The 21721-nt window shown below is 60.6% G+C and carries 15 protein-coding genes; 11 read left to right on the forward strand and 4 right to left on the reverse strand.

Going from position 1 to position 21721, the window contains the following annotated elements:
* Positions 1-93: 93 nt before the first annotated feature.
* The gene (locus QFX05_RS05320) at positions 94-1227 is read right to left on the reverse strand and encodes a DUF6318 family protein (RefSeq protein ID WP_348635933.1); all 1134 of its coding nucleotides are present in this window, start codon (positions 1225-1227) and stop codon (positions 94-96) included.
* Here QFX05_RS05320 and QFX05_RS05325 point away from each other — a divergent pair.
* The gene (locus QFX05_RS05325) at positions 1159-1863 is read left to right on the forward strand and encodes a hypothetical protein (RefSeq protein ID WP_279741566.1); all 705 of its coding nucleotides are present in this window, start codon (positions 1159-1161) and stop codon (positions 1861-1863) included. The two genes, QFX05_RS05320 and QFX05_RS05325, sit on opposite strands and share 69 nt — an antisense overlap.
* Positions 1864-1948: 85 nt before the next feature.
* Here the strand turns inward: QFX05_RS05325 and QFX05_RS05330 are convergent, their stop codons facing one another.
* Positions 1949-4798, reverse strand: a complete 2850-nt coding sequence (locus tag QFX05_RS05330; RefSeq protein ID WP_279741567.1) for a choice-of-anchor M domain-containing protein — start codon at positions 4796-4798, stop codon at positions 1949-1951.
* Positions 4799-5060: 262 nt separating this feature from the next.
* On the opposite strand from QFX05_RS05330, the gene QFX05_RS05335 reads away from it, so the two are divergent.
* The 6 genes from QFX05_RS05335 (at position 5061) to QFX05_RS05360 (ending at position 13332) form a co-directional block, all read left to right on the forward strand.
* Entirely contained in the window at positions 5061-7304 is a 2244-nt protein-coding gene (locus tag QFX05_RS05335) for a TIGR03773 family transporter-associated surface protein (RefSeq protein WP_279741569.1), read from the forward strand.
* Positions 7291-9066: an anchored repeat ABC transporter, substrate-binding protein gene (locus QFX05_RS05340; protein WP_279741572.1), complete on the forward strand. Its 1776-nt coding sequence runs from the start codon at positions 7291-7293 to the stop codon at positions 9064-9066. Before QFX05_RS05335 ends, QFX05_RS05340 begins: the two co-directional genes overlap by 14 nt.
* A 111-nt stretch (positions 9067-9177) precedes the next feature.
* The gene (locus QFX05_RS05345) at positions 9178-10239 is read left to right on the forward strand and encodes a choice-of-anchor M domain-containing protein (protein WP_279741574.1); all 1062 of its coding nucleotides are present in this window, start codon (positions 9178-9180) and stop codon (positions 10237-10239) included.
* Positions 10236-11114, forward strand: coding sequence for a metal ABC transporter ATP-binding protein (locus QFX05_RS05350; RefSeq protein ID WP_279741576.1), 879 nt, complete (start codon positions 10236-10238; stop codon positions 11112-11114). The genes QFX05_RS05345 and QFX05_RS05350 overlap by 4 nt, the downstream gene beginning before the upstream one ends.
* Entirely contained in the window at positions 11111-11965 is an 855-nt protein-coding gene (locus tag QFX05_RS05355) for an anchored repeat-type ABC transporter permease subunit (RefSeq protein WP_049350274.1), read from the forward strand. Before QFX05_RS05350 ends, QFX05_RS05355 begins: the two co-directional genes overlap by 4 nt.
* A gap of 296 nt (positions 11966-12261) precedes the next feature.
* A complete protein-coding gene (locus QFX05_RS05360) occupies positions 12262-13332 on the forward strand; it encodes an alcohol dehydrogenase catalytic domain-containing protein (RefSeq protein ID WP_279741579.1) in 1071 nt (356 codons plus the stop codon).
* A 505-nt stretch (positions 13333-13837) separates the two neighbouring features.
* On the opposite strand, the gene QFX05_RS05365 is transcribed toward QFX05_RS05360, so the two are convergent.
* Positions 13838-15202, reverse strand: a complete 1365-nt coding sequence (locus tag QFX05_RS05365) for an NADH dehydrogenase (RefSeq protein ID WP_049363766.1) — start codon at positions 15200-15202, stop codon at positions 13838-13840.
* Between the two features lie 209 nt (positions 15203-15411).
* Complete coding sequence (locus QFX05_RS05370) at positions 15412-16977, reverse strand: MFS transporter (protein WP_012904341.1); 1566 nt, start codon at positions 16975-16977, stop codon at positions 15412-15414.
* A 177-nt stretch (positions 16978-17154) separates the two neighbouring features.
* On the opposite strand from QFX05_RS05370, the gene QFX05_RS05375 reads away from it, so the two are divergent.
* The 4 genes from QFX05_RS05375 (at position 17155) to QFX05_RS05390 (ending at position 21532) form a co-directional block, all read left to right on the forward strand.
* Positions 17155-17733: a TetR/AcrR family transcriptional regulator gene (locus QFX05_RS05375; RefSeq protein ID WP_012904343.1), complete on the forward strand. Its 579-nt coding sequence runs from the start codon at positions 17155-17157 to the stop codon at positions 17731-17733.
* Positions 17734-17869: 136 nt separating this feature from the next.
* Positions 17870-18190 (forward strand): putative quinol monooxygenase, encoded by a 321-nt coding sequence (locus QFX05_RS05380; protein WP_070824786.1) that lies wholly within the window; start codon positions 17870-17872, stop codon positions 18188-18190.
* Between the two features lie 261 nt (positions 18191-18451).
* Positions 18452-19264 carry an NUDIX hydrolase gene (locus tag QFX05_RS05385; RefSeq protein ID WP_070629352.1) on the forward strand — a complete coding sequence of 271 codons (813 nt, stop codon included), beginning with the start codon at positions 18452-18454 and terminating at the stop codon, positions 19262-19264.
* 480 nt (positions 19265-19744) lie between these two features.
* Complete coding sequence (locus tag QFX05_RS05390; protein WP_279741589.1) at positions 19745-21532, forward strand: ATP-binding cassette domain-containing protein; 1788 nt, start codon at positions 19745-19747, stop codon at positions 21530-21532.
* Positions 21533-21721: the final 189 nt, after the last annotated feature.

The raw sequence follows: 21721 nt of genomic DNA on the forward strand, positions 1-21721 counted from the left end.
TGCATATATGTGAGGCGCCCGCCTCGTGGTTTTCGAGCCACGGGGCGGGCGCCTTTCTGTTGTAGAAACTACACGTTTCTAGACTACTGAACTTTAGGAGTCAGAAGACGAGGACGAAGCAGAAGCCGAGGAAGAGGAAGAGGAATAAGCACGCATACCGGTCAGCTTCCACGCACCGTTCTCGTACACGCCGTGCAGGGTCCGCTCCACCTCGTCCTTACGTTCCGCTTCAGAGGGAGCTTCCTGCACGCGGTCCTTGCTTGCAATAAACTCGCCGGGATCCATGGTCAGGCGAATATTCCAGTTGTAGGTGTCGCCCTCACGCTCGGGCTGCGGGGTGAGCATGGTGATGACAACGGACGCGTCGTGCATCCAGGCTTCACCCTTGATCAGCTTCTCACCGACGGTGCCGCTTTCCTGAGGTACCAGGTACGGTGCGTAGTCCTGCTCGGGGGTGCTTTCCCACACGCCCAGGCGGACGCCGCTGCAACGGTCGGGGTAGGAGTCGCCGGGGCCGAGGCCGTAGTAACGCAGGTGCGAGAACTCGCCGGGCAGTGCCCATTCCAGACCGAATGCGGGCAGGGACGGTGCGTCCTTCTCGCCGGGGTAGTCGATAGTTACTCGCACGTTGCCGGTGCTCTGTGCTTCGTAGCGGACCGTAACAGCGGTGTGAGCGGGGGTTGCCAGCTCGTAGGTGTAGGTCACTGCCACGCTGTCATCGCTGGGCTGCTCGACAGCAACGTTAGCGCAACGGACGTAGCGGCCTGCAACGGTCCACTGGGCGCGTTCGAAACCGTGCCCGGCGCCGCGGTCGTTGTCGGTCAGGGGCCTGAAGGTGGTGAGCTTCGGTGGGCGAATAACGTGCTCGGTGCCGTTGTGTACCCAGGAGACGAAGCCGCCCTGAGTGCGGGACAGAATAACTTCAGCCTGGTTGTTGCGCAGACCGACGTTCCAGCGGCCGACGGTAACCGTCGCATCTGCTGCGTCTTCAGCGGTGTTTGCTTCAGCCTGCGATGCGGGGATGACGTACTGACCGAAGGCAATTTCGTGTCCTGCAGGAGCCCATGCGGCGTCTTCAGTGAGCACGAGGCTGACGTCCAGGGTTACTTCTGCGTTGTCGGCAGCGTATTCTTCCAGGGGCCAGGGAATTGCCAGCTCGTGGGTGGATTCGGGGGCTACGTCGAAGAAGTAGTCTTCCTGCCACTGAGGAACGCCGTTGACCAGCAGGTATGCATTGTCATCCTACTTCTTCTGGCGCTCCTATCCACTGCAGGTGTACTTTACATTGACACTGATCCTTGGACGCCCGAGACTAACTTTGCACCGTGGTTCTTGGTCAGTGCGTTGGTTGCTATTCGCCTCTTTGCGTTTAGTAGCGCGGAACCTACCGGCGAGATTCCCGACCTGCACCGTATGATGCAGTTTAACCGGTATATTCACTGGGTAACTTTGGTGTCCTCTGCTGTGTTGAGTATCCTGTGTGCGCTCATCCCCTTGGTTAACCTGAGCACAGCAGGCTATGACCCGATGGCTTTGGCAGTCTCGCTTTTCCTAACGGCAGGATTCCTATATTTTGTGCGTGAGGGTCTCTTCTATCTACAGGGTTCCCGTTTTGAGGATGGGACAGGCGGGTATAGCATCTTGCGCGGCTACTGTGTCGGTATGGTAGGTTTGGCAGGGTGTATGGCGCTTGGGTACCTGGGCTATTCGTTGCTCCGCAAAGAGTGGTTGCCCGCGCTGTTCTTTACTGCGTCGGTGGCGATGAATGCGTGGTCGGTGAAGAAGTACGTCACCGTGGGTATTTCTATTCCCGAGGATGAGGAAGATGATGAGGTCCCCGAAACTACACCTGTAACTGGCTAAATAGAATGTAAGAAGCCCCTGAGCTGAGAGATGACCTCTCAGCTCAGGGGCTTTATCGTATCAGCGCATCCTCACGCGGCGAGCGCTAGGAGGCGCGGCGGCGAGAACGCAGCACCATCGCAGTGCCGGCACCAAGCACCAGCGTACCGCCCAGAGCCACAGACACCGCACCGAAACCAGTACGCGCCAGGCCGCCCTGCTGGGAGCTCACGCCACCCGACGCGGCAGACACACCGGACTGACCCAAAGAGCCGCCAGCAGAACCACCAGCCGAACCCTCAGAGGAGCCCTGCGCGTTCACCTCACCGGTAGCACCGGAAGCACCAGCCTGACCGGACTGACCACCCTGTGCGGCACCAGACTGTGCGGAGCCGGGCTGGTTAGCATCAGCGGTACCGCTCGGGGTTGCCGTGGATATGAAGTCGTCCGCAGCCGCGTTCGGGTCCTTCGGCACGGCAGTCTCAAACGAGCACGCATCCGACGCCTTCTTACCCACAGCAACCGCAAGCTGCTGCACCGGGCTGTTCACCTCAGTACCATCAGCCAGGGTCGCAGAATAGTGCACGTCAAACATGTACTGGCCGGGCTCGGAGAACACCCAGTTCGCGTGCGCGTGCGTCGCGTAATCAATGTCGATCGTGGTCTTGCCGGTCGTCGAATCCAGCAGCACATCCGCGCCGTTCAGTGACTCGGTGAACATGCCGAAGCGTGCACCCTCAGGCATGACCTTCGGAACCACGTGCAGGCGCACGGGGCCGCGCAGCTGCGAGTAGTCAATGTCCTGCGTGTTGTAGCCGGGCCAGGGCAGGCCGCTCTGCTGGGTCTGCGGCAGGCCGTAGAAGGCGGTGCCGACCGGGCCCATGAAGTTCAGCTTCTCGTCAGCCATGCGTTCGGTGCGTACACGGCGGGCGTTCTCGCTGATGGTCCACACGACCGAATCGAGCGGGCGCACGGTCGAATCAGCGTCAATGATGCCGCTGTCGTCACGCAGACCCACGGACAGCTGGCGGTCCTTCAGGGTCGCCTGGATGTCCAGGTGGCCGTGCGAAATCTTGGCGCGGCCGTCAATCTGGCCGGGCACGCACTGGTGCCCCGGGGTTCCGGGGGTGGACGGCTGCGCAGACGGTGCCGAGCTAGTCGGAGCAGGTGCGCTCGGGGTCGGGTTCGCAGGCGCGGGGCTAGACGGTGCCGGAGTGGAGGGTGCCGGAGCAGGTGCGCTCGGCTCTGCAGAAGGCTCGGCAGAGGGCGCGACGGTAGGCTCAGCGCTCGGCGACGGATCCACCGGAGCAGGCTTCGGCGCATCGTTAATGGGTGCGCTGTCCGGTGCCAGCGCGCCGTGTGCGGTGTACTTGGTGCCCGGCTCGTAGTTCGCCGCAACCTCAGTGGTGGAGGCAGAAGCATTCATATCCGGGTGGGTCAGCATCTTCACGCGCAGAGCGGTGCCCTTGTAGAAGGACTCGTCACGGAAGGTAAAGCGCGCCACGCCGTCCTCGACGGAGCCTTCCAAATCGAGGTAGGGGTAGACCGGGTCATCCTGGGCGTAGAAGCCGCCACGCAGGAAGCCGCGCACCTTCGGGTCTTTGAAGCGGACCTCAACGGTGCTGAAGCCGTTGCCGTTCGGGGTGACGGTTACGTCGTAGTCCATGCTGGTCGGCGTGTACTGCCCGGTGCTGAGCACGGTATTCGCTTCGTCCGGGATTTCTTCGGGCCAGGAGCCGTTACCGTCGTCGCTGTAGACGCTCTCGGCGCGGCCGGGCTCATAGGCGAGCTTATGCGAGATCCAGCGGGACGCCTCCGCGCTATTCTCGTCGGAGGTGTCGGGGGTGAAGACAGCCTGCAGCTGAGAACCCTCGCTACCGAGCATTTCAGACCAGGTGGCGGTACCGTTCACGACCGGCAGGTCGGTCAGGAAGTAGCCGTTGTTGTACAGGGTCAAGGTGCCCTTGAGGTTCTTGTTCGCGGCGGTGAAGGTGATATCGCTGAGCTTGTCGTCAGCATCCTTATTCTTTGCCGGGTCGGCGTCCAGGCGGTGCGGTGCCACGGACAGCACGTACTTTGCGGCGTCCAGGTCACCGACGGGTGCCGCGTTGTAGCGGTCAACGGTGGGCACGGCGGTGGGGGTGCCGTCGCCGAGCACGGGCTGCATGCCGCCAACCTGCCAGACCAGCTTCGACGGCTTGGAGCTAATGATGCGGCCGTCGGTGGAGCGCGCCACGGTGCGGTAGGTGACCACGTAGCGGCCCGGGCGGGTGAAGGTCGTGGTGTTGTGGGTGTGGCTACCCTTGTCGAGCAGCCAGGAGTGCCAGCCGCTCGAGCTGCTGGAGAGCATGCGGTACACGTCGGCGGGGGCGTCGTCCGGGTTGTAGCGGAAGAGCTCCATACGGCCGGGGCCCTCAACGGAGAGAATGTCGGTAGCGAACACGCCGTCACGGAAACGCTCAGTAGGCACCTTCGTGGATGCACCCAGGCCAGCCCAGATGGGGTCCTGGTTGCCGAAGGTCAGGTGCGGTGCCATGTAGAGGGTCTGGCCGGGTTCGCCGAGGAACGCCAGGGAGGGCGAGTCGCCCAGGGTCATGGTGTACTGCGACTTGCCGTCGCGGCCACTGTAGCCCTTGCCGACCCAGTTGACGGTTTTGTCCAGTTCGTAGGTGTCTGCGCCGGTCTTGTAGGGGTTCGCCTCGTTCATGAGGACGAAGGTGCCGTTCTGCTCGTCCCAGTATGCTTTGGGGGCGTCGACGTGACCCTTGGTGGTGACGATTTTGCCGTCATCGGGGCCTGCGGCGGCGGGCAGGGAGGGGGCTGCGCCAGCGAGCGCGAGCAGTGCTGCGGCGGAGAGGAATGCGGCTGCGCGGCGGAGGGCGGGCTTACCGCCGGGGATGAAGAGTGCGGGGGTGTGTATGGTGATCCGTCGTTGGGTCTGCTTCTGAGAGTTCATGACAACCTTTCTCATTTTTCTATTTCTTAGGGTAACCCTTTTGCAAATAATTGTCATTTGGAAACTAACTGAGTATAGTGATTCTCAGAAACACATGTGTGCAGAGGCTCGCCCAGAAACGCACACCACGTACATCCACAAAGAGAAACCGGCACGCACGCGCCTACCAACGCGGTAGAAACCCGAAAAGCCCCAGCACCGGGCAAACCCCGAAAGTATCGGGCAGCACGCCAGCCAACGAGCAGTCATCCAAGGAGCTACCATGCAAGGACGCACCAAACCCCTGAGCCTACTCAGCGCAACCACCCTCGGATGCACCCTCGCACTCGGGGCACCCCTCGCCCTCCCCCAGGTCGGCACCTTCACCGCCGCACAGGCACAGGAAAACCAAGTCGGTACCCAGACAGGTACCGAGTCGCGCACCTACGTCAACTACGAAGGTGACTACGTCATCGCGGGCGTACACACCGAAATGCTCAACGCATTCCTCGACGGCAACCAGTTCACCCTCGGCACCCTCGCAGACACCGGCCCCGGCAAGCAGGGACGATTCAACCCCGCCCGCACCGTCTTCCACCTGCCCGACGTCGAGGACGCACACACCAACGTCGTAGCAGGCTACGACTACATTGCCCCCGAAGGCACCGACATCTTCTATATTCCCTCCACCCGCACCCGCGGCCTGCTCTACCCCGGCCTCGGTGCGGAAGGAATCCGCCCCGGCACGCTCAAGAACAACACCATCAACCTTGAACTCGTGCGCAGCAGCGTACCCGAAGGCGGCCGCGCCGAAGTCTTCACCGAATCCGGCCGCGACAACCCGCGCGTCTTCAGCACCAACGACCAGCTGGCACCGCACACCATCACCTCTGGCGGTCACGAGCACCTCAGCTGGGCATTCACCCGCGCGGGCATCTACCAGCTGACCTTCCGCGCCACCGCAACCCTTGCTGACGGCACCCCGGTCAGCTCCGAGGCGACCTACACCATCGCTGTGGGCACCAACGCTGAGGACGGCTTCAAGCTCCTGAACGCACAGAATGCCGCGAAGGAAGCGGCAAAGGAGAGCACGAGCGAAGCAACCACTACCCCCGAGGCGAGCGCCACCGCTACCGAGAGCGCCGATAGCACATCTACTTCCACCTCCGCAAGTGCTGAGGCGAGCACGTCCACCGGTATTCGCCGCGTGGATGCATCCGTGAACGGTCAGAACGCCGCACAGATGACCGACCCGAACGGTGCGAAGGCAGAGGCAAATGGTGAGCAGGCATCCCAGGGTGGATCCGGTGTTACCGCTATCAGAGGCACCGACAACACCAATAACGGCTCCGACAAGGGCGAAAGCAAGGACGGCAACTCCCACGGTGTGAAGGGCTCCAGCGTGAAGGGCTCCAACGCCCGGAACATCAGCGCACCCAGCACCGGTAGCGGTGTGCTGTCCTCCGGTCTGCCCGGTAGCCTGAACCAGCAGTGCATCGCCACCGAGGTTCCCGCCGAAGATGCCAAGGACTCCAAGGACGCTCAGAAGGACAACAAGCAGAGCAACCAGGCAGCCCAGGCGCCGACCAGCATCCCCACCATCGCCGTGGTCAACTCCGCCGAACATAGCGGCCGTGAAGAAGTCACCCACGGCCACTTTGACGTGGGCCCGGTCCTCAACGGCGGCAACCTCACCAGCAGCGTGAAGGACGACCGCACCAGCCCCGCCCGCCACGTCTCCCCCGGCGCCCTCGAGTTTGTACTCAATGACGCCGCGAAGATCAACCTGCCCGCAGGCATGGAGAATATCGCCCCGGCGGGCACCCCCGTGCACATGATTGGTGCAACCCAGCAGCAGGGCGTGCCCTGGCTCGGCTGGAGCACCCAGGACCCCGAACTGCTCAAGCAGCTCGACGGCCCCGTCACCATGAGCCTCAACGGTTTTGAGGGCCCCGGCACCATGTCCACTTTCCTCTCCGGTAACTTCGGTTCCGCCGGTCAGAAGGTCTTCGATTCGCGTAGCGGCGGCTCCTTCCAGGTGCCCGCAAACACCCACCAACACAGCAACTGGGTGTTCACCGCTGAGGGTCGCTACACCCTGACTATCGGCTGGACGGCACGCCTGAAAAACGGCCAGCAGGTCAGCAGCGAATCGGTTCTGCACTTCACCGTTGGCAACCCCGATAACGCCCCGGCAAGCAACAACGCGCAGGGTGCGCAGAACGGCAGCGAGAAGAGCACCGCTAAGAACCCCGTCAACGGCACCATAGACGAAGCCACCGGCATCGTCACCAAGCCCGACGGATCCAAGGTACGCATCGTCGGTAAGACCGCCTCCGGTGAGGATTGCGCCCTGACCAGTCAGGAACTCGCGAACGCTCAGAAGGCAGCCGCGGCAGGTAAGCTGCCGAATACCGGTGTGGTCATCGACCCGTTCATGGTCAGCACCTCCATTCTGGCACTGGCACTCGGTGCCATGATTCTGCGTTCGGCACGCCGAAAGGGCCGCAGCGGTGACACCGCATAGCAGACATACCGGCAACCGCGCGCAAGCATATAGTCGGCGTACCGCCCTCACCCTCGCCTCCCGTATCGCGGTGGGTGCGGGAGTGGGGGCTGGCGCCTTCGCACTGAGCGGATGCGCAGGCACCGTGAATGCGTCCTCCGACCGGATGCGCGTGGTCGCCACGACCCCGATTCTGGCGGATTTGGCGCAGCAGATTGCCGGGGAGCGCGCCAGCGTGCACTCTCTGGTGCCTGCCGGTGCTGACCCGCACTCGTACGAGCCGAGCCTGCGCGATATTCGCGATGTCGCCTATGCCCGCTGTGCTCTGACGAACGGTCTTCTGCTGGAGCAGCGTAAGCTCAGCAAAATGGTTGAGGCGAACCTGCCCGCCGGGGTCGTGTCCGTGGCGGTGGCGGAGAAGATTGAGCAGTACGGCGGCAAGCTGGAAGCCATTGTTGAAGATGCCTCCCTAGACTCTATCTGGCTGGGGTTGCGTGTTGAAGAGGGCGGGCAGAACGAGTCTGCCCCCACCGACTCTTCGGATGCAGGCATGCGCTTTGAGGTGCAGAGCGTACGGGCGCGAACCTCCACGGATTCCTCGAATGCGCAGTTGGCGGCGTTCATTACGCAGACCTTCGGTGCGGTGGAGATGCTGTGCGATTCGCATGCGCGCGGCGTGAACCTCACCCGTGAAGGGGACACAGCGATCCGTACCGGCGATATGGGTTCGCTGGAGCTTCCTTTGCAGGCGCATACGCACCTGTCGTGGGCATTTAGTGATGCCGGCGAGTACGCGATTGAACTGAGTGCCACCGCGGTCAATGCGCCGGAGTCGGTGCGTTCTTCGCGCGGCACCCTGTACTGCGTGGTCGGTCGTGACCCGCAACAGCTGGTGGACCGCCTAGCGAAGGAACAGAACGTTTCCGCTTCGGACATCAAGGTTCTTTCGGCAGGTCACGCCGATATTACCGCACGCACCGGCGACGGCAGGATCGTGCTTCGGGCGGATTCCTCCCAGGGTGCCGTAGAGCACGAGCTGAACCGCACCGTAGTCGCGGTCCCCTCCCGCACTCTGCAGGAGGTGCCCGCGGGCGGTAGCTACCGTTTTCTGCGTTCGGGTGCTTCGGAGGATCGCGGTCAGGTGTACCTGCTGGCGCAGGCTGTTCTGGGTAAGCACGTGCACGGCGAAATCGACCCGCACATTTGGCATTCAGTACCGAACGCGAAGGCGAGCGTGCAGGTCATTCGTGACGCGCTCATCTCCGCCGATCCGGCGGGTTCGAGCGAGTATGCGACCCGCACCGAGCAGGTGATGAAGGAGCTTGATGCCCTGGACGCTCAGCTGCGTCAGGTGTATGGAGCCCTTCCGGAGTCGGCACGCAATCTGGTCACCACGCACGACGGTTACCGCTACCTGGCGAGCACCTACGGGTTGCATATTGCCGGTTTTGTGAGTGCTAGTGCCAGCGGCGAGCCGAGTATTCAGCAGCGTCAGCGTTTGCGTCGCACGGTCGAGGATTTGAAGGTTCCAGCGATTTATCTGGATAAGTCAACGGCGATGCGTTCACCGGTTCTGACGGAGCTGGCTCGGGAGGCTCAGGTGCGTACCGGGGTGCTCTATTCGGACACTCTGGATGCGCAGGCTCCTCACTACGCACAGATGATGTTGGCGAATGCTCACACGATTGCGCTGTGCTCGGGGAATGGCGCTGGGCACAGTTCCGGCGGCGATTCTGGAGATAGCTCTTCGGGTGCTAGTTGCTCGGAGGCGAGCACATCGTAACCCGGTTTTCAATCTCCCCACAAGCTCATATAGCCGTATCAGTATATAGATAATCTTTCAAACACCGTTTCGGTCATGATCCAAGTTCGGTCATGATCTAAGGAAGTCCTCATGATGAACTCAACCACCCGCCTCTCTCGTAGCCTGCCCGCCCTGGCTCTGGGCACCAGCCTGATGCTCGCACCCCTGGGCGTGGCACACGCGGAGACCACCCCGGCAACCGCAGAGAGCGCCTCGACTCAGCCGAGCGACAGCAACCTCAGCCGCGGCGAGCGCGCCCTCGCCCAGACCCTGTCGGCGGAGCAGCCGGTTGCATCCGGTCGCACCGAAATTTCCTCCGGTCACGTGGATATGGGCCCTCGTTTCAACAACGGCAAGTTTGAGCTCATGCTCCACGACGATCACGGTGAAACCCCCGTCTGGCGCAGCCTGGACGAAGTCATCTACCGCGGTAGCGACCAGGCGATTCTTGAGGTGCCGAACGACCCACGCTATTCCTTCGTGGGTGCACCTGCCGGTTCTAAGGTATACGTGATTCCGCAGACCGAAGCTAAGGGCGTGATTTGGCCGGGGTGGAACACCCAGGATCCGCAGCTGGTGTCCAAGCTGAACCGCGGCGTGAACCTGACACTGGAGCAGGTGAGCGGCCCCGGCACGTTCAGCCTGTACCTGGAGAACGGCAACTTCTCGGCACCGCAGGTGCTGTGGTCCTCTACCAAGAATGAGCCGCAGAAGTTGTGGGTGGAGAAGAACACTCACACCCACGCGAACTGGGTGTTCACCGCCCCGGGCGAGTACCTGCTGAAGGTTACCGCGAGCGCTGAGCTGTCTGATGGTTCGACCGTGTCTGATACCCGCTACCTGAAGTTTGCGGTGGGTGATTCTGCGAATGCTGATGCCCTGTACGCGATGGAGGCGCAGGCTCGTGGTTCAGCATCCTCGGGTTCTTCTGCACCCTCCGATGCTTCGTCTACCTCTGCATCCCAGGCTGCCGGTTCTTCTTCTGCCGCAGCAAGCGACCAGAGCGGTTACCGTACCGAGTTCACGATTCCCTGGGGTGTCATTGCCGCAGGCGTGGCAGCTGTCATTGCTGTGGGCGCTTTCCTTGCGTTCCGTCGCCGCTCCTCCGCGCAGCGTGAGGCACTGGATGAAGTGCGCGGTGACCGTTCGTGAGCGCGTCGGTAACAGCTGGCACTGAACCCGTCCTAGAGATTTCGAACCTGTACGCCGGATACGCACGCCGTTCCATCCTCAAGGATCTGTCCCTGACGCTGGAGCGCGGCGAGTTTGCGGGCCTGATTGGTGCTAATGGTGCCGGTAAGACCACACTGCTACGCACTATTTTGGGTCTGATCCGCCCGGCATCCGGTCAGGTTCGCGTGCTGGGTGAGTCGCCACGTGTGGCGCGTGCGCATATCGGTTATGTGCCGCAGAAGCACCAGTTCCAGTGGGATTTTCCGCTGACCGTCAAGGATACGGTGATGACCGGTCGAGTACGTGAGATTGGGTTCTTCCGCCGCCCGGCGAAGAAGGATTGGGTTCAGGTTTTTTCGGCAATGGAACGCACCGATGTTCTGCACCTGCAGGATGCTTCCATTGCGGAGCTTTCCGGTGGTCAGCGTCAGAGGGTTCTTTTGGCGCGCGCTTTGGCGGCGAACCCCTCCCTACTGCTGCTGGATGAGCCGTTTACGGGCGTGGACGCGCCGACCCAGACCACTCTGACCCGCCTGTACCGTGAGTTGGCGGGCGAGGGCATCACGATTCTGATGTCTACGCATGACATGCTGGCGGCGCGTGAGTCCTGCTCGCGTCTGTGCGGTGTGCGCGGCAATATTCACCTGGATGGTCCGGCGGACTCCTTTAGCCTGGAGCAGCTGCACACGTGGTTGCACGGTCACGATATTGAGGAGGCGCAGGGCCACGCCCGCACGGGCTTCACCTGTGCCGGTGGTGCGTTGGATGAGTACGGCCACGAGCTGCCTGATTCCTGCGCTTCTGACTCTTCTCTCTCCCCCGCCCATACTGCTTCTACCGGGGGTACCCGTTGATTACTCCTATCGATTTTCTTGCCGACCTGTTCAACCCGTCTCTGGCGTTTCTTCCGCGCGCCCTGGCGGCGGTGCTGCTCGCGTCGGTAGTTACCGGTGTGGTGGGCTGCCACGTGCTGATGCGCGGCATGGTCTTCATTGGCGATGCAGTGGCGCACTCGGTGTTCCCTGGCCTTGCGGTGGCGTTCGTGCTGGGCGGCAACCTGGTCATGGGCGGTCTGACTGCGGGCGTGGTGACGGCTATTCTGGTGGCTATTTTTAGCCAGAATCAGCGGCTACGCGAGGATTCCGTGATCGGTATTTTCTTCGCGGCATCTTTTGCGTTGGGTATTGTGATTATTTCGTTGGCGCCGGGCTATTCGGGCTCGGTGCAGGATTTCTTGTTCGGCTCGATTGTGGGTGTTTCGAATGAGGACATTACCCAGGCGGCGATTATGGGTGCCGTTATTCTGCTGGTGTTGTGGCTGTTCCACCGCCAGATTGTGACGGTCAGCCTGGACCGTGAGAGTGCCCGCGCGATGGGCCTGCCGGTGCTTGCCCTGGATATTGTGCTGTACGTTCTGGTGACCATTTCTGTGGTGCTGGGTTTGCAGACGCTCGGTAATGTGCTGGTGTTGGCGCTTCTGGTGATTCCGGCCTCGGCTGCCCGCCTGGCGTGCCGCCGACTGGGGTCGATGATGGTGTTCTCGCCGGTGTTTGGCGGTATCTGTTCGATTGTTGGCCTGTACCTGTCGTGGGCGTTTAATCTGCCGACCGGTGGCACGATTGTGCTGTCGATGGTGGCAGCTTTTGTGCTGGTGTGGGCGGTGACGGCGGTTCGTTCGCGAGCGCGTGCCCAGCTGAAGAGCTAAGCCCAGCTCAACCCGGGCTCAACCCAACTTTTCTCGGCTAAACGCACGAGTAAACGCACGAGGCGCATCCCCGTTTGGGGGGTGCGCCTCGTGCGTTTTTTACAGGTCTTAAATACCCAAAGTGAATCATGTTCATGTTTAAAGAACCAAAAGATACACTCCGCGTAATAAAAGCGCATAATTCAACACGTCGGGTTTAATGAAAATACAACCTATCAAATATTTCTTATGGGTTGATACATGTAGTGATAAAGCAGTCACTGCACCCTCATTAGAGCTTCAAAGAAGGAGTGATCATGAAGGCATATGTATACCACGGCCCCGATCAGAAGGGCGCCTGGGAGGAAGTCCCGAACCCCACCATTCTTGAGCCCACGGACGTTATCGCCCGTGTCGACACCACCACCATTTGCGGTACTGACCTGCACATCCTGAAGGGCGACTGCCCCGAGGTGGACCACGGACGCATCCTGGGCCACGAGGCTGTCGGTACCATTACCGAGGTTGGCTCCGCGGTGACTGACCTGAAGGTCGGCGACCGCATCATCATCCCCGCCGTGACCAGCTGCGGTAAGTGCTCCTACTGTAAGGCGAACCAGCCTTCGCACTGCCAGACCGTTGGTGGTGTCGGCTGGATTTTCGGTTACATGATTGACGGCACCCAGGCAGAGTACGTGCGTGTTCCCTACGCAGAGACCTCGGTTCACCTGGTTCCGGAGGGCCTGACCGACGAGGACGTCCTCTTCCTCACCGACGCACTGCCCACCGGCTTCGAGATCGGTATTCTGAACGGTCACACCAAGCCCGGCGACACCGTCGCTGTCGTGGGTGCAGGCCCCGTGGGTCTGGGCGCGATCATGACCGCTAACCTCTGCGGTGCCGGCCGCGTCATCACCGTCGACTTCGACGACAACCGCATGAACAAGGCACTGGAGCTGGGCGCAACCGATAAGGTCAACGCGGGCGACCCGGACTTCATCGAGAAGATTAAGACTCTCTCCCCCGACGGCCTGGGCGTGGACGTGGCAATTGAGGCTGTGGGTGTTCCGCAGACCTTCGAGACCTGCACCAAGATTGTTCGCCCCTACGGCAACATCGCTAACGCCGGCGTGCATGGCAAGCCCGTTGAGTTGCCCTTGAACACCATGTGGATTTCTAACGTTCGCATCAACATGGGCCTGGTCAACTGCAACACCGTCGGTAACCTGCTGAACATGGTCCGCTCGGGTCGCCTGAATGCTAAGGCAATGGCAACCCACCGCTTCACTTTCGACCAGTTCGAGGAAGCCTACGACCTGTTCTCCCACGCTGCTGAGCACAACGTGGTGAAGGTTGTTATCTCCCGTAACCCCGAGGTTGCGGCATAGACTGCGGTAGGCTCATATACCGCTCATACTGAAACCCCGAACGTTTGTGAGGGATTTCGGTGGGATGTATTCATGACACTGCGAACATCCCTAGGATTCGCCTCCGGGTGGGAGTGGGTAGGTCCCACCCGGAGCGCGAATCGTCCTCCCCTACCCCGAGATGTAGTTATTTTCTGATGATGTAAGAAATCTGAAGATGTAGAGATGCGCCAGCTCGGGGTTTTCTGTTCCCTCAGCCCCCTCTCCGGTGGGCTCTGGGGCGGTTCCTCAAGCGTGATGCACCCTCTGCCGGGCGCTCTGCCAACCTGCTTCGGCGGGTTCTTCTGCCAGGCAACCTCTACCGGTGGAGGGGCGCATCATTTGGCTCTTCTTGGTCGGGTGGTACCTCCGATTCTGCTCGCCCTTGAAGGGAAAGGAAAAGGGTCGCACGCTTACGGTTCAATGGCGAACTCGTAGGCTGCGACCCTTTTCTCATGCCCGGTTTTCGGTGCCTCGGGCGGGCTATTTAGTTTTTAGGCTTCTCAGTACTGGGTTTTTCTCCGGCGGCATTCTTTTCACCGGTGTTCTCATGACCGGCAGCATCGTGCAGGATGCGGGTGAACGCCTCCGTGGGGTCGTCTGCCCCAGCTGCGGCAGAAGAGTCGGTGGCGCCTCCGATGACGGGTTCGGTGGGCGCATCCTCAACGGGTACTTCAGCCAGATTCTCGGCAGGTACCTCGGCAGGAGCCTCGACGGACACCTCCGCGACGATGGGCTCATCCGAGGCGGACTCCGCAGAGGCGGGCGCCTCCGGAGCCTTCTGCGCATCCTCCTGCTTATCCTGAGCCAGAGTCTCTACAGGCTGCTCAGAAACACCCTGCTCAGTAGCTACCGGCTCACCGTGCGCGGATTCCTTCTTCGCATCCTTGTGCGCGTCCTTATGTTCGAGCCTGTAGATGATGCGCGGTTCCAGGCGCTCAAAACCAATCTTGGAGCGCACCCAGTTCACGAAGCGGTCGATACGGTCCTCACCCTCGGTGGTTTCCGCAACCCGGTAGTTGCGCGGCAGCATCACGCTGTCGCTGAGCACGCGCGGGTACTCATCAATCTCCTGAATACCCGCCATGTACATGTTCTCGCGGAACTGGTGAGCGAACTCCTGCTGACCGAGGAACAGCTGGTCGGCGTAGGTTTTAGCCGCCAGGCGCTCGCTGTAGGCGTCCTTGGAGTCGCGAGCGCCCTTCTTGGAGCCGTAAATATCCCAGAAGTAAAAGTACACATTGTTCGCGATAATGGCGGAGATAATGCGGTTCTGCAGGTACACGAGGGCACCGACGGCGACCGCACCAACAATCAGGAGCACCACGGCGAGCGGGGAGAGTGCAAAGTCAGACAGATTGCCGCGGTGGTTCGTGAACAGGCCAATCAGGTAGGCGATGGTGACCACGATGATGGGCACGCCGATGAAAATCACGGCCAGCGGAACCCAAATGTACAGCAGGGCACGTAGAATCAGGCGGTAGTAGCTAATCGAGTCGCCAATGGGGATGGGCGTAGGCTTCACGGAAGAGTGCGCACGCTTCATGAGCAGGCTGAAGATACGGTTGCTGTCGATGCCAACTTTACGCAGCTTCGATTCGAGGGACGCACGCTTGAGGAAGACCCGGTAGTTTTCGAGGACGACGCGCTGGTCGGAGGTGAGCTTTTCGGGGTCGGGTAGGGCGTTGAGGTCCAAGCCGGCTTCGGTGAGGAGCTTGCTCCACAGTTCCAGTCGCGCCAGTTCGGAGGGTTTTGCCGCCGCCTGCGCCTGGTAGTTCTTGTAGGAGATGAAGATGGTGCTGGCACCAATCAGCAGTGTAATGAAGGGTGCAATCCAGTCTTTGAGTCCCATGGTGGCGTTCCTCCTTGAGTGTGTGGAGCCGTTGGTTCCTCTGTCTTTTTCGGGCGACTTTTTCGGGCGTGAGCCTACTGTTTTTACCGTACCACCGGCACCTGTGCTGAACCTTTAAATGCGCAGGTGGGTGCGTAAAAATAGCCCCGCCTCCCGGCGCTCAAGAGCAACGGGAGACGGAGCTTATCTATGAGGTTTAGTGCGCTGTATTAGTGTTCTGCGGGCTTCATTTCGCGCGGTGCCTTACGAATCATGAGGTAGCTGATGACAGCCATAACACCCATGAGCACGGCACTGAATGCGGAGCTCAGCACCACGCCCGAGTCGAAGGCAGCGAATGCGGAGGAGAGCAGCTGGTTCGCCTGCTCGCCACCTACATGGCTGGCGACGGACACGGCACCGCCGAGGGTTTCGTGGGCGTGGTCGGCGAGAGTCTCATCCAGGCCGTCGGGTACAACCACATTTGCGCGGTAGACGGCGGTGAGCATGCCACCAATGATGACGGTGCCGAGCACCGTACCTGTCTCGTAGGAGGTCTCCGAGATCGCGGATGCCGCACCAGCCTTACGCGGCGGCACGCTGGAGAGCATCAGGTCGTTCGAAATGGTCTGCGCAATACCGATGCCGGTACCGAGCACAATGAAGATCAGGATAATCACCAAGTCGTTGTGCGCACCCAGGAAGGCGAGCACCGCGAACGCGGCAGCGTGGAGCGCCAGACCGAAAGACACCACCTGCGCCGGGTGGAAGTGCACCGCCACGCGCGCAATCACCAGACCGGCGATAATGATCGCCAGGGTACCGGGAATCAGCAGCATACCGGCGTACATGGGCGGCAGACCGGAGACCAACTGCAGGTGCTGGGAGGCGAAGTAGATGAAGCCAACGTCCACCATCATGGAGATGAGGTTTGCGGTAATCGCGCCGGTGAACACGGTGTTGCGGAAGAGGCGCACATCCAGCATGGGCTGAATATCGTTCTTCTCGCGGTTGAGCTGACGCAGCACGAACAGGACGATGAAGCACAGGCCGGCAAGGATGGTGCTGATAGCCACCGCATCGAACCCGGTTTCGGAGGTGTGAGTCAGACCGAAGGTAATGCCGGTCATGCCGGTCATAATCAGCAGGATGCTCAGCGGATCCACCGGGCTGGGGTTCGGGTCCTTCGACTCGGGAACCATAATCGGGGCGAGAATCAGCAGAGGAATCAGAATCGGCACAGCGAGCAGGAACACCGAACCCCAGTCGAAGTGCTCCAGCAGGAAACCACCCACAATCGGGCCCAGCGCCGCACCCGCCGAGAAGCCCGAAGCCCACACGGCAATAGCGATGCGGCGCTCGGTCGCATCCACAAAGATATTGCGAATAATCGACAGGGTTGCCGGCATGAGCATGGCGCCAAAAATGCCAAGCAGGGCGCGGGCAACCACGAGCATCAGCGCGGAGGGCGCGAATGCCGCGAGCGCAGAGATTGCCGCGAAGCCGGTCGAGCCGATGAGCAGCAGCTTGCGGCGACCGATGCGGTCACCGATAGCGCCCATGGGCACGAGCAGGGCGGAGAGCACCAGGGAGTAGGAGTCAACGATCCACAGCTGCTCCGCGGAGGAGGGGCTCAGCGCCTTAGCGATTGCGGGCACCGCGAAGGCAAGCACTGTGTTGTCGATGGAGACCAGGAGCACCGGGAGCATGAGCACACCGAGTGCCGCCCAGCGCTTGGTCTTCTGGTCGGGGGCGTGAATGGGCAGAGCCGTGGTGTGCGGATTGTGATTCGTCATGGGTTGTTTTCGTGCGTCTATAAGGTGTCGGCTGATGCGGCGGACGCGGCGGCATCAGCTCGGCCTGTCTTTTGGGCTAGGTCTTTTAGTGAGGTTTTAGGGGTCCGGACGGGGCCATAAACGAAGATTAACTATACCAACTGGACGGTATAGTTTCAAGCGGTTAGACTGGTACCCATGACCACCCCCAACCACCGCAAACAGCGCGCCAACAACTCCCGCGAACACATCCTCGACACCTACGTCGACCTGCTGATTCGCTCGGGAGAACGCGCCGCAACCCTCAACGCCGTCGCCACCCCCGCCAAGGTTTCCAAGGGCGGGCTACTCTACCACTTCTCATCCAAGAAGGCGCTCCTTGAAGCGCTCGCAGAACGCACCCTCACCCTGGCTGAAGAGGACTTCGCGGCAATGGAGCAGGCACCCGAGGGGGCAAGCGCCTACTACATCAATTCCTCCACGCCGGATAACACCCCGTTCGACCGTGCCCTCATTGCCCTCAGCCGCCTGGCGCAGAACAATAATGAGCTCGCCCAGCAGACCATGAGTCGCGTACAGGATGGCTGGCATGCGCTCGTTCTCGCTGAGCTGGGTGATGAACAGATTGCCCGCACCGTGCTGCTTCTGGGTGATGGCATGTACTACAACGCGGCATTCGGAGGCGACTCCGCCAGCCCGCAGAGGGCTGCAGCCATCGCGGCAGACCGTGCGGCACTCGAACGCGCCCTGCAGGTACTCAAGGCGGCGGCTCGTTAAACCACAAAAGCCACTCGACACAGCGGTTAAAGCCACAAGCTAAAACCGCTACCTCAAACCCTATTCTTCAGCGCCGGCGAGCACCCGGGGCTTAAACTGGAAGGGTACGTATCTACTCTTCAACCAAGGAGTTCCGATGATTTTCATTGCTGTAAAGTTCCCCGTCAAGCCCGAATACGCTGACCAGTGGATTGAGAAGACCCGCGCTTTCACCGAGGCAACCCGCGCCGAGGAAGGCAATAAGTTCTTCGAGTGGTCCCGCAGTGTTGAGGACCCGAACGAGTTCGTTCTGCTCGAGGCTTTCAACGACGATGCAGCTGGCCCGCACGTGAACTCTGACCACTTCCAGCAGGCTCTGAAGGACATGCGTCCGCTGCTGACTGCAACCCCGAAGATTATTTCTCGCCTGGTTGACGGCGACGGCTGGGACGCTATGGGCGAGCTGCAGATCGACTAGTCTGCACCCCTGATATGCACCTAAAACTGCATAGTTAGATGTTGCATAAGTAGACGCTAAAGCGCCTCTCCTGCCTGTTCTATTGGACAGGCAGGAGGGGTGCTTTGGCGTGTCCGGTACCTGAACTTTTCCCCTTGACACGACGCGGATGGTACCGGTTTTCGGGTCAGCGGGTGCCTTGCGTGCATTTTTACCCTATTAACCCCTTAAAATGGGTAGAGTATGCACACCTATCGATACCCATTCGCACAGGAGGTCTGAATGAGCATCGCATCCCAGCCTCTTCCCGGCGCAGTCGCCGTTGAAGAGCACAACGACGTGGACCACACCTCTGTATCCCTCGCCGTCTCGACCGTTATTCTGGCCCTGCGCCCCAAGGACAACGAAACCCACCCGACCCTGTGGCTGCCGCTGGTTCGCCGCCTCCGCGAGCCTTATAAGGGCCAGTGGGCGCTTCCTGGCGGTCCGCTCAACCCGAATCTTTCCCTCGAAGAGGCAGCGGCTTCGACCCTGAAGCGCGCAACCAACCTGCAGCCCGGCTACCTGGAGCAGCTCTACGCATTCGGCGACGTTCTGCGCACCCCCGAGGCGCGTGCCGCCCGCGTTGTGGGCGAGCCCGAACCGGCACCCGGTACTGATCACGAGCGCGTAGTTTCCGTGGTGTACTGGGCGTCGATTCCCGCCACCGAGGTCGCGAACACTCGCGTGCACGAGAACATCCGTTGGTTCCCGGTCGATGAGCTGCCCGAGCTCGCCTTCGACCACAACGAAATCATTGAGTACGCGCTCTACCGCCTGCAGAACAAGGTCGAGTACTCGCGTATTGCGCACTCTTTCTTGGGTGAGGAGTTCACCCTGGCGCAGCTGCGTGAGGTGTACGAGGCGATTCTGGGTCGCACCCTGGATCCGGCGAACTTCCGCCGCCAGATTGCGGCATCGAAGTCGATTATTGACACCGGCCGCCGCGTGGAGGGCACCCGTCACCGCCCGCCGCGCCTGTACCGTTACAACGACGCTCAGGCGTACGCGGATGCGGGTCCGCTGGGCATGTACCGCGAGCGCCACGAGGCGTAATAGCCTTTCGCGCGTTGTACGCGCGCAGATTTAATGCCTAAGATTTAACGCCTCAAAGGAGGGGTGGCACCGATTGGTGCCACCCCTCCTTTTGCGTTCTCTAAGGGGTATCGGCACTTGTCAGGAGGTTTTACGGGAGGGTGTTTGACTCAGCACCCACACAGTTTCTATGCTTGAGCCATCAGCTCTCTATCCGCGCTACCCCACCGTGAGGGTAGCCTAAGGGACTGAACATATCGATTGACCGAAGCCACCCAAGGCACGACCGGGGTGGTATTCGGAATCTAGGAGGCATCAAAGAAATGACCCACCGAGCATAAGCCCGGATCCAACAACACCAGGTCAATACGCTTTTATGCGTCCACCCCACTACCCGGGCTTACGTGTACCTACAGACCGCGCTCGGGTTTTTCATATTCTCATGCCTAACGTGCACTACGATGGCGGGAATCCGAGCACCCATTCGAAGGAACTCGGCCCATGCCACACCACATTACACTCGACCATATTTCGTATGCACATCCGGGTGAGCCCCCACTTTTCACAGACCTTTCCGCGGTATTTTCTGCGCCACTCACCGGGCTTATCGGCGATAACGGCGCCGGAAAAACTACCCTCTTCAGACTTATTCTTGGCGACATAAACCCTAGTCAAGGCATAATCAGCACCCCACCGCACATAGCGTACCTACCGCAAGATTTAGGGTTGAGTGGGCATCAGCATCTTGCCGATATTTTTGGAATTACAAAAATACTGCAGGCGCTTGATGCGCTGGAATCGGGCGAATATTCCCCCAGCCTTTACGACACCATAGGCGACGCCTGGGATATTGAAGAACGCACCCTCGTAGCCCTTGCCGAACATGGTTTTGGTCCTGCCCTCACTACGACCGATACACAGGCCCGCCGCAACCTTCTGATGCGTCCCCTTAGCACCTTTTCAGGTGGTCAGACGGTCACAGCCGCACTCACCGCGCTTCTGTATTCAGACCCAGAGTTCATTCTGCTCGACGAGCCGACGAACAACCTGGACTCCGCGGCGAAAGCCCAGCTCTTCACGACACTGGAGGCACTGCCCTGCCCGGCGCTCATTATCAGCCACGACCGCGACCTACTGGAGCGTGTAAACGTGATTGCCGAGCTTCATGCTGACCGTCAGGGGCTGGCGCATCTGCGCCTCTTCGAGGGTAACTACAGCACATACCGGCAGGCGCTGGAGACCGAGCAGCAGGCAGCTCAGCGTCGCGTGACCGAGGCGAAGAATGAGGCGCGTAAGGCTGAGCGTGAGCGTGCCGAGAACCAGATTAAGCTCGATCGCAACACTCGCCGAGGTCGCGAATTTGAGCGGTCAAAGCGGAAACCTGGCATGGCTATGGGCCTGGATAAGAACAGTTCAGAGCGCTCTGCCGGGAAACTTCACACAGCCCACGAAAGCATGGTGGCGGATGCGCGGGCGGCAGTTGGAGAAGCCCAAGAGAACCTGCGCGTTCAGGAGCGTATCTATCTGGAACTTGTTCAGGATGCGCTCCCACTGGGGCGGAAAGTACTGGAATTACATCGGGTGAAGAACGACTCTTGCGCATCTACACCGCAGAGCGCCGACATTAAGAAGGCATACACCCAAAACATCGTTTCACGTGAAACACAACCTTATAAAGTTGATTATCTGCTTCAAGTCCAAGATTTTCCCGAGGGTCTTATCCTGACCGGACCCGAACACCTGCACATCACGGGAGCAAACGGCAGTGGCAAGACTGTGCTTCTCAACGCGATAGCGCACGCAAATGACCCTGACTACCGTTCCCCAGTGCCGCCTGCGTACCAAGTGCTCTACCGTCTGGACAACACCGCATACCTGCCGCAGCGCATCATCCTCGACCCGGAGCTCACCCTCCTTGAAACCGTACAGAGGGCGAATCCCGGTGCGAGCGAACAGCATCTGCGTGACCAGCTGGCGCGGCTGCTGTTCCGTCGCGAGAGTGTGCACCATAAGACCGGTGAGCTCTCCGGTGGTGAGCGGTTCCGTGCCGCGGTGGCGCAGGTGCTTCTGGCGGATCCGGTGCCGCAGCTACTCATATTGGATGAGCCGACGAATAACCTCGATATTTCCTCGGTGGATTGGCTGGTGCAGGCGCTCGAAGCCTATACCGGCGCACTCATTGTAGTGAGTCATGATGAGGATTTTTGCCGCCGCATCCGCATTGACCGCACACTCAACCTTTCAACAAAAACTCTCGGGAAGGAACCATTCGGGGAATCAGCATGCTGAATCTTCTCCTACATGGGAGGGTGTTTGACTCAGCGCCCAGTCAGTTCCTATGCTGGAGTTCTCAGCTCTCTATCCGTGTTACCCCGCCGCAGGGGTAGCTGGCGAAGCTGAACGTATCGTTTGACTGAAGCCACCCAAGGCGCGACCGGGGTACCCTTCGGAATCTAGGAGGCATCAAAGAAATGACCC

Origin of the sequence: Rothia similimucilaginosa, from assembly GCF_029850875.1 — a bacterium.
Lineage (GTDB): Bacteria > Actinomycetota > Actinomycetes > Actinomycetales > Micrococcaceae > Rothia.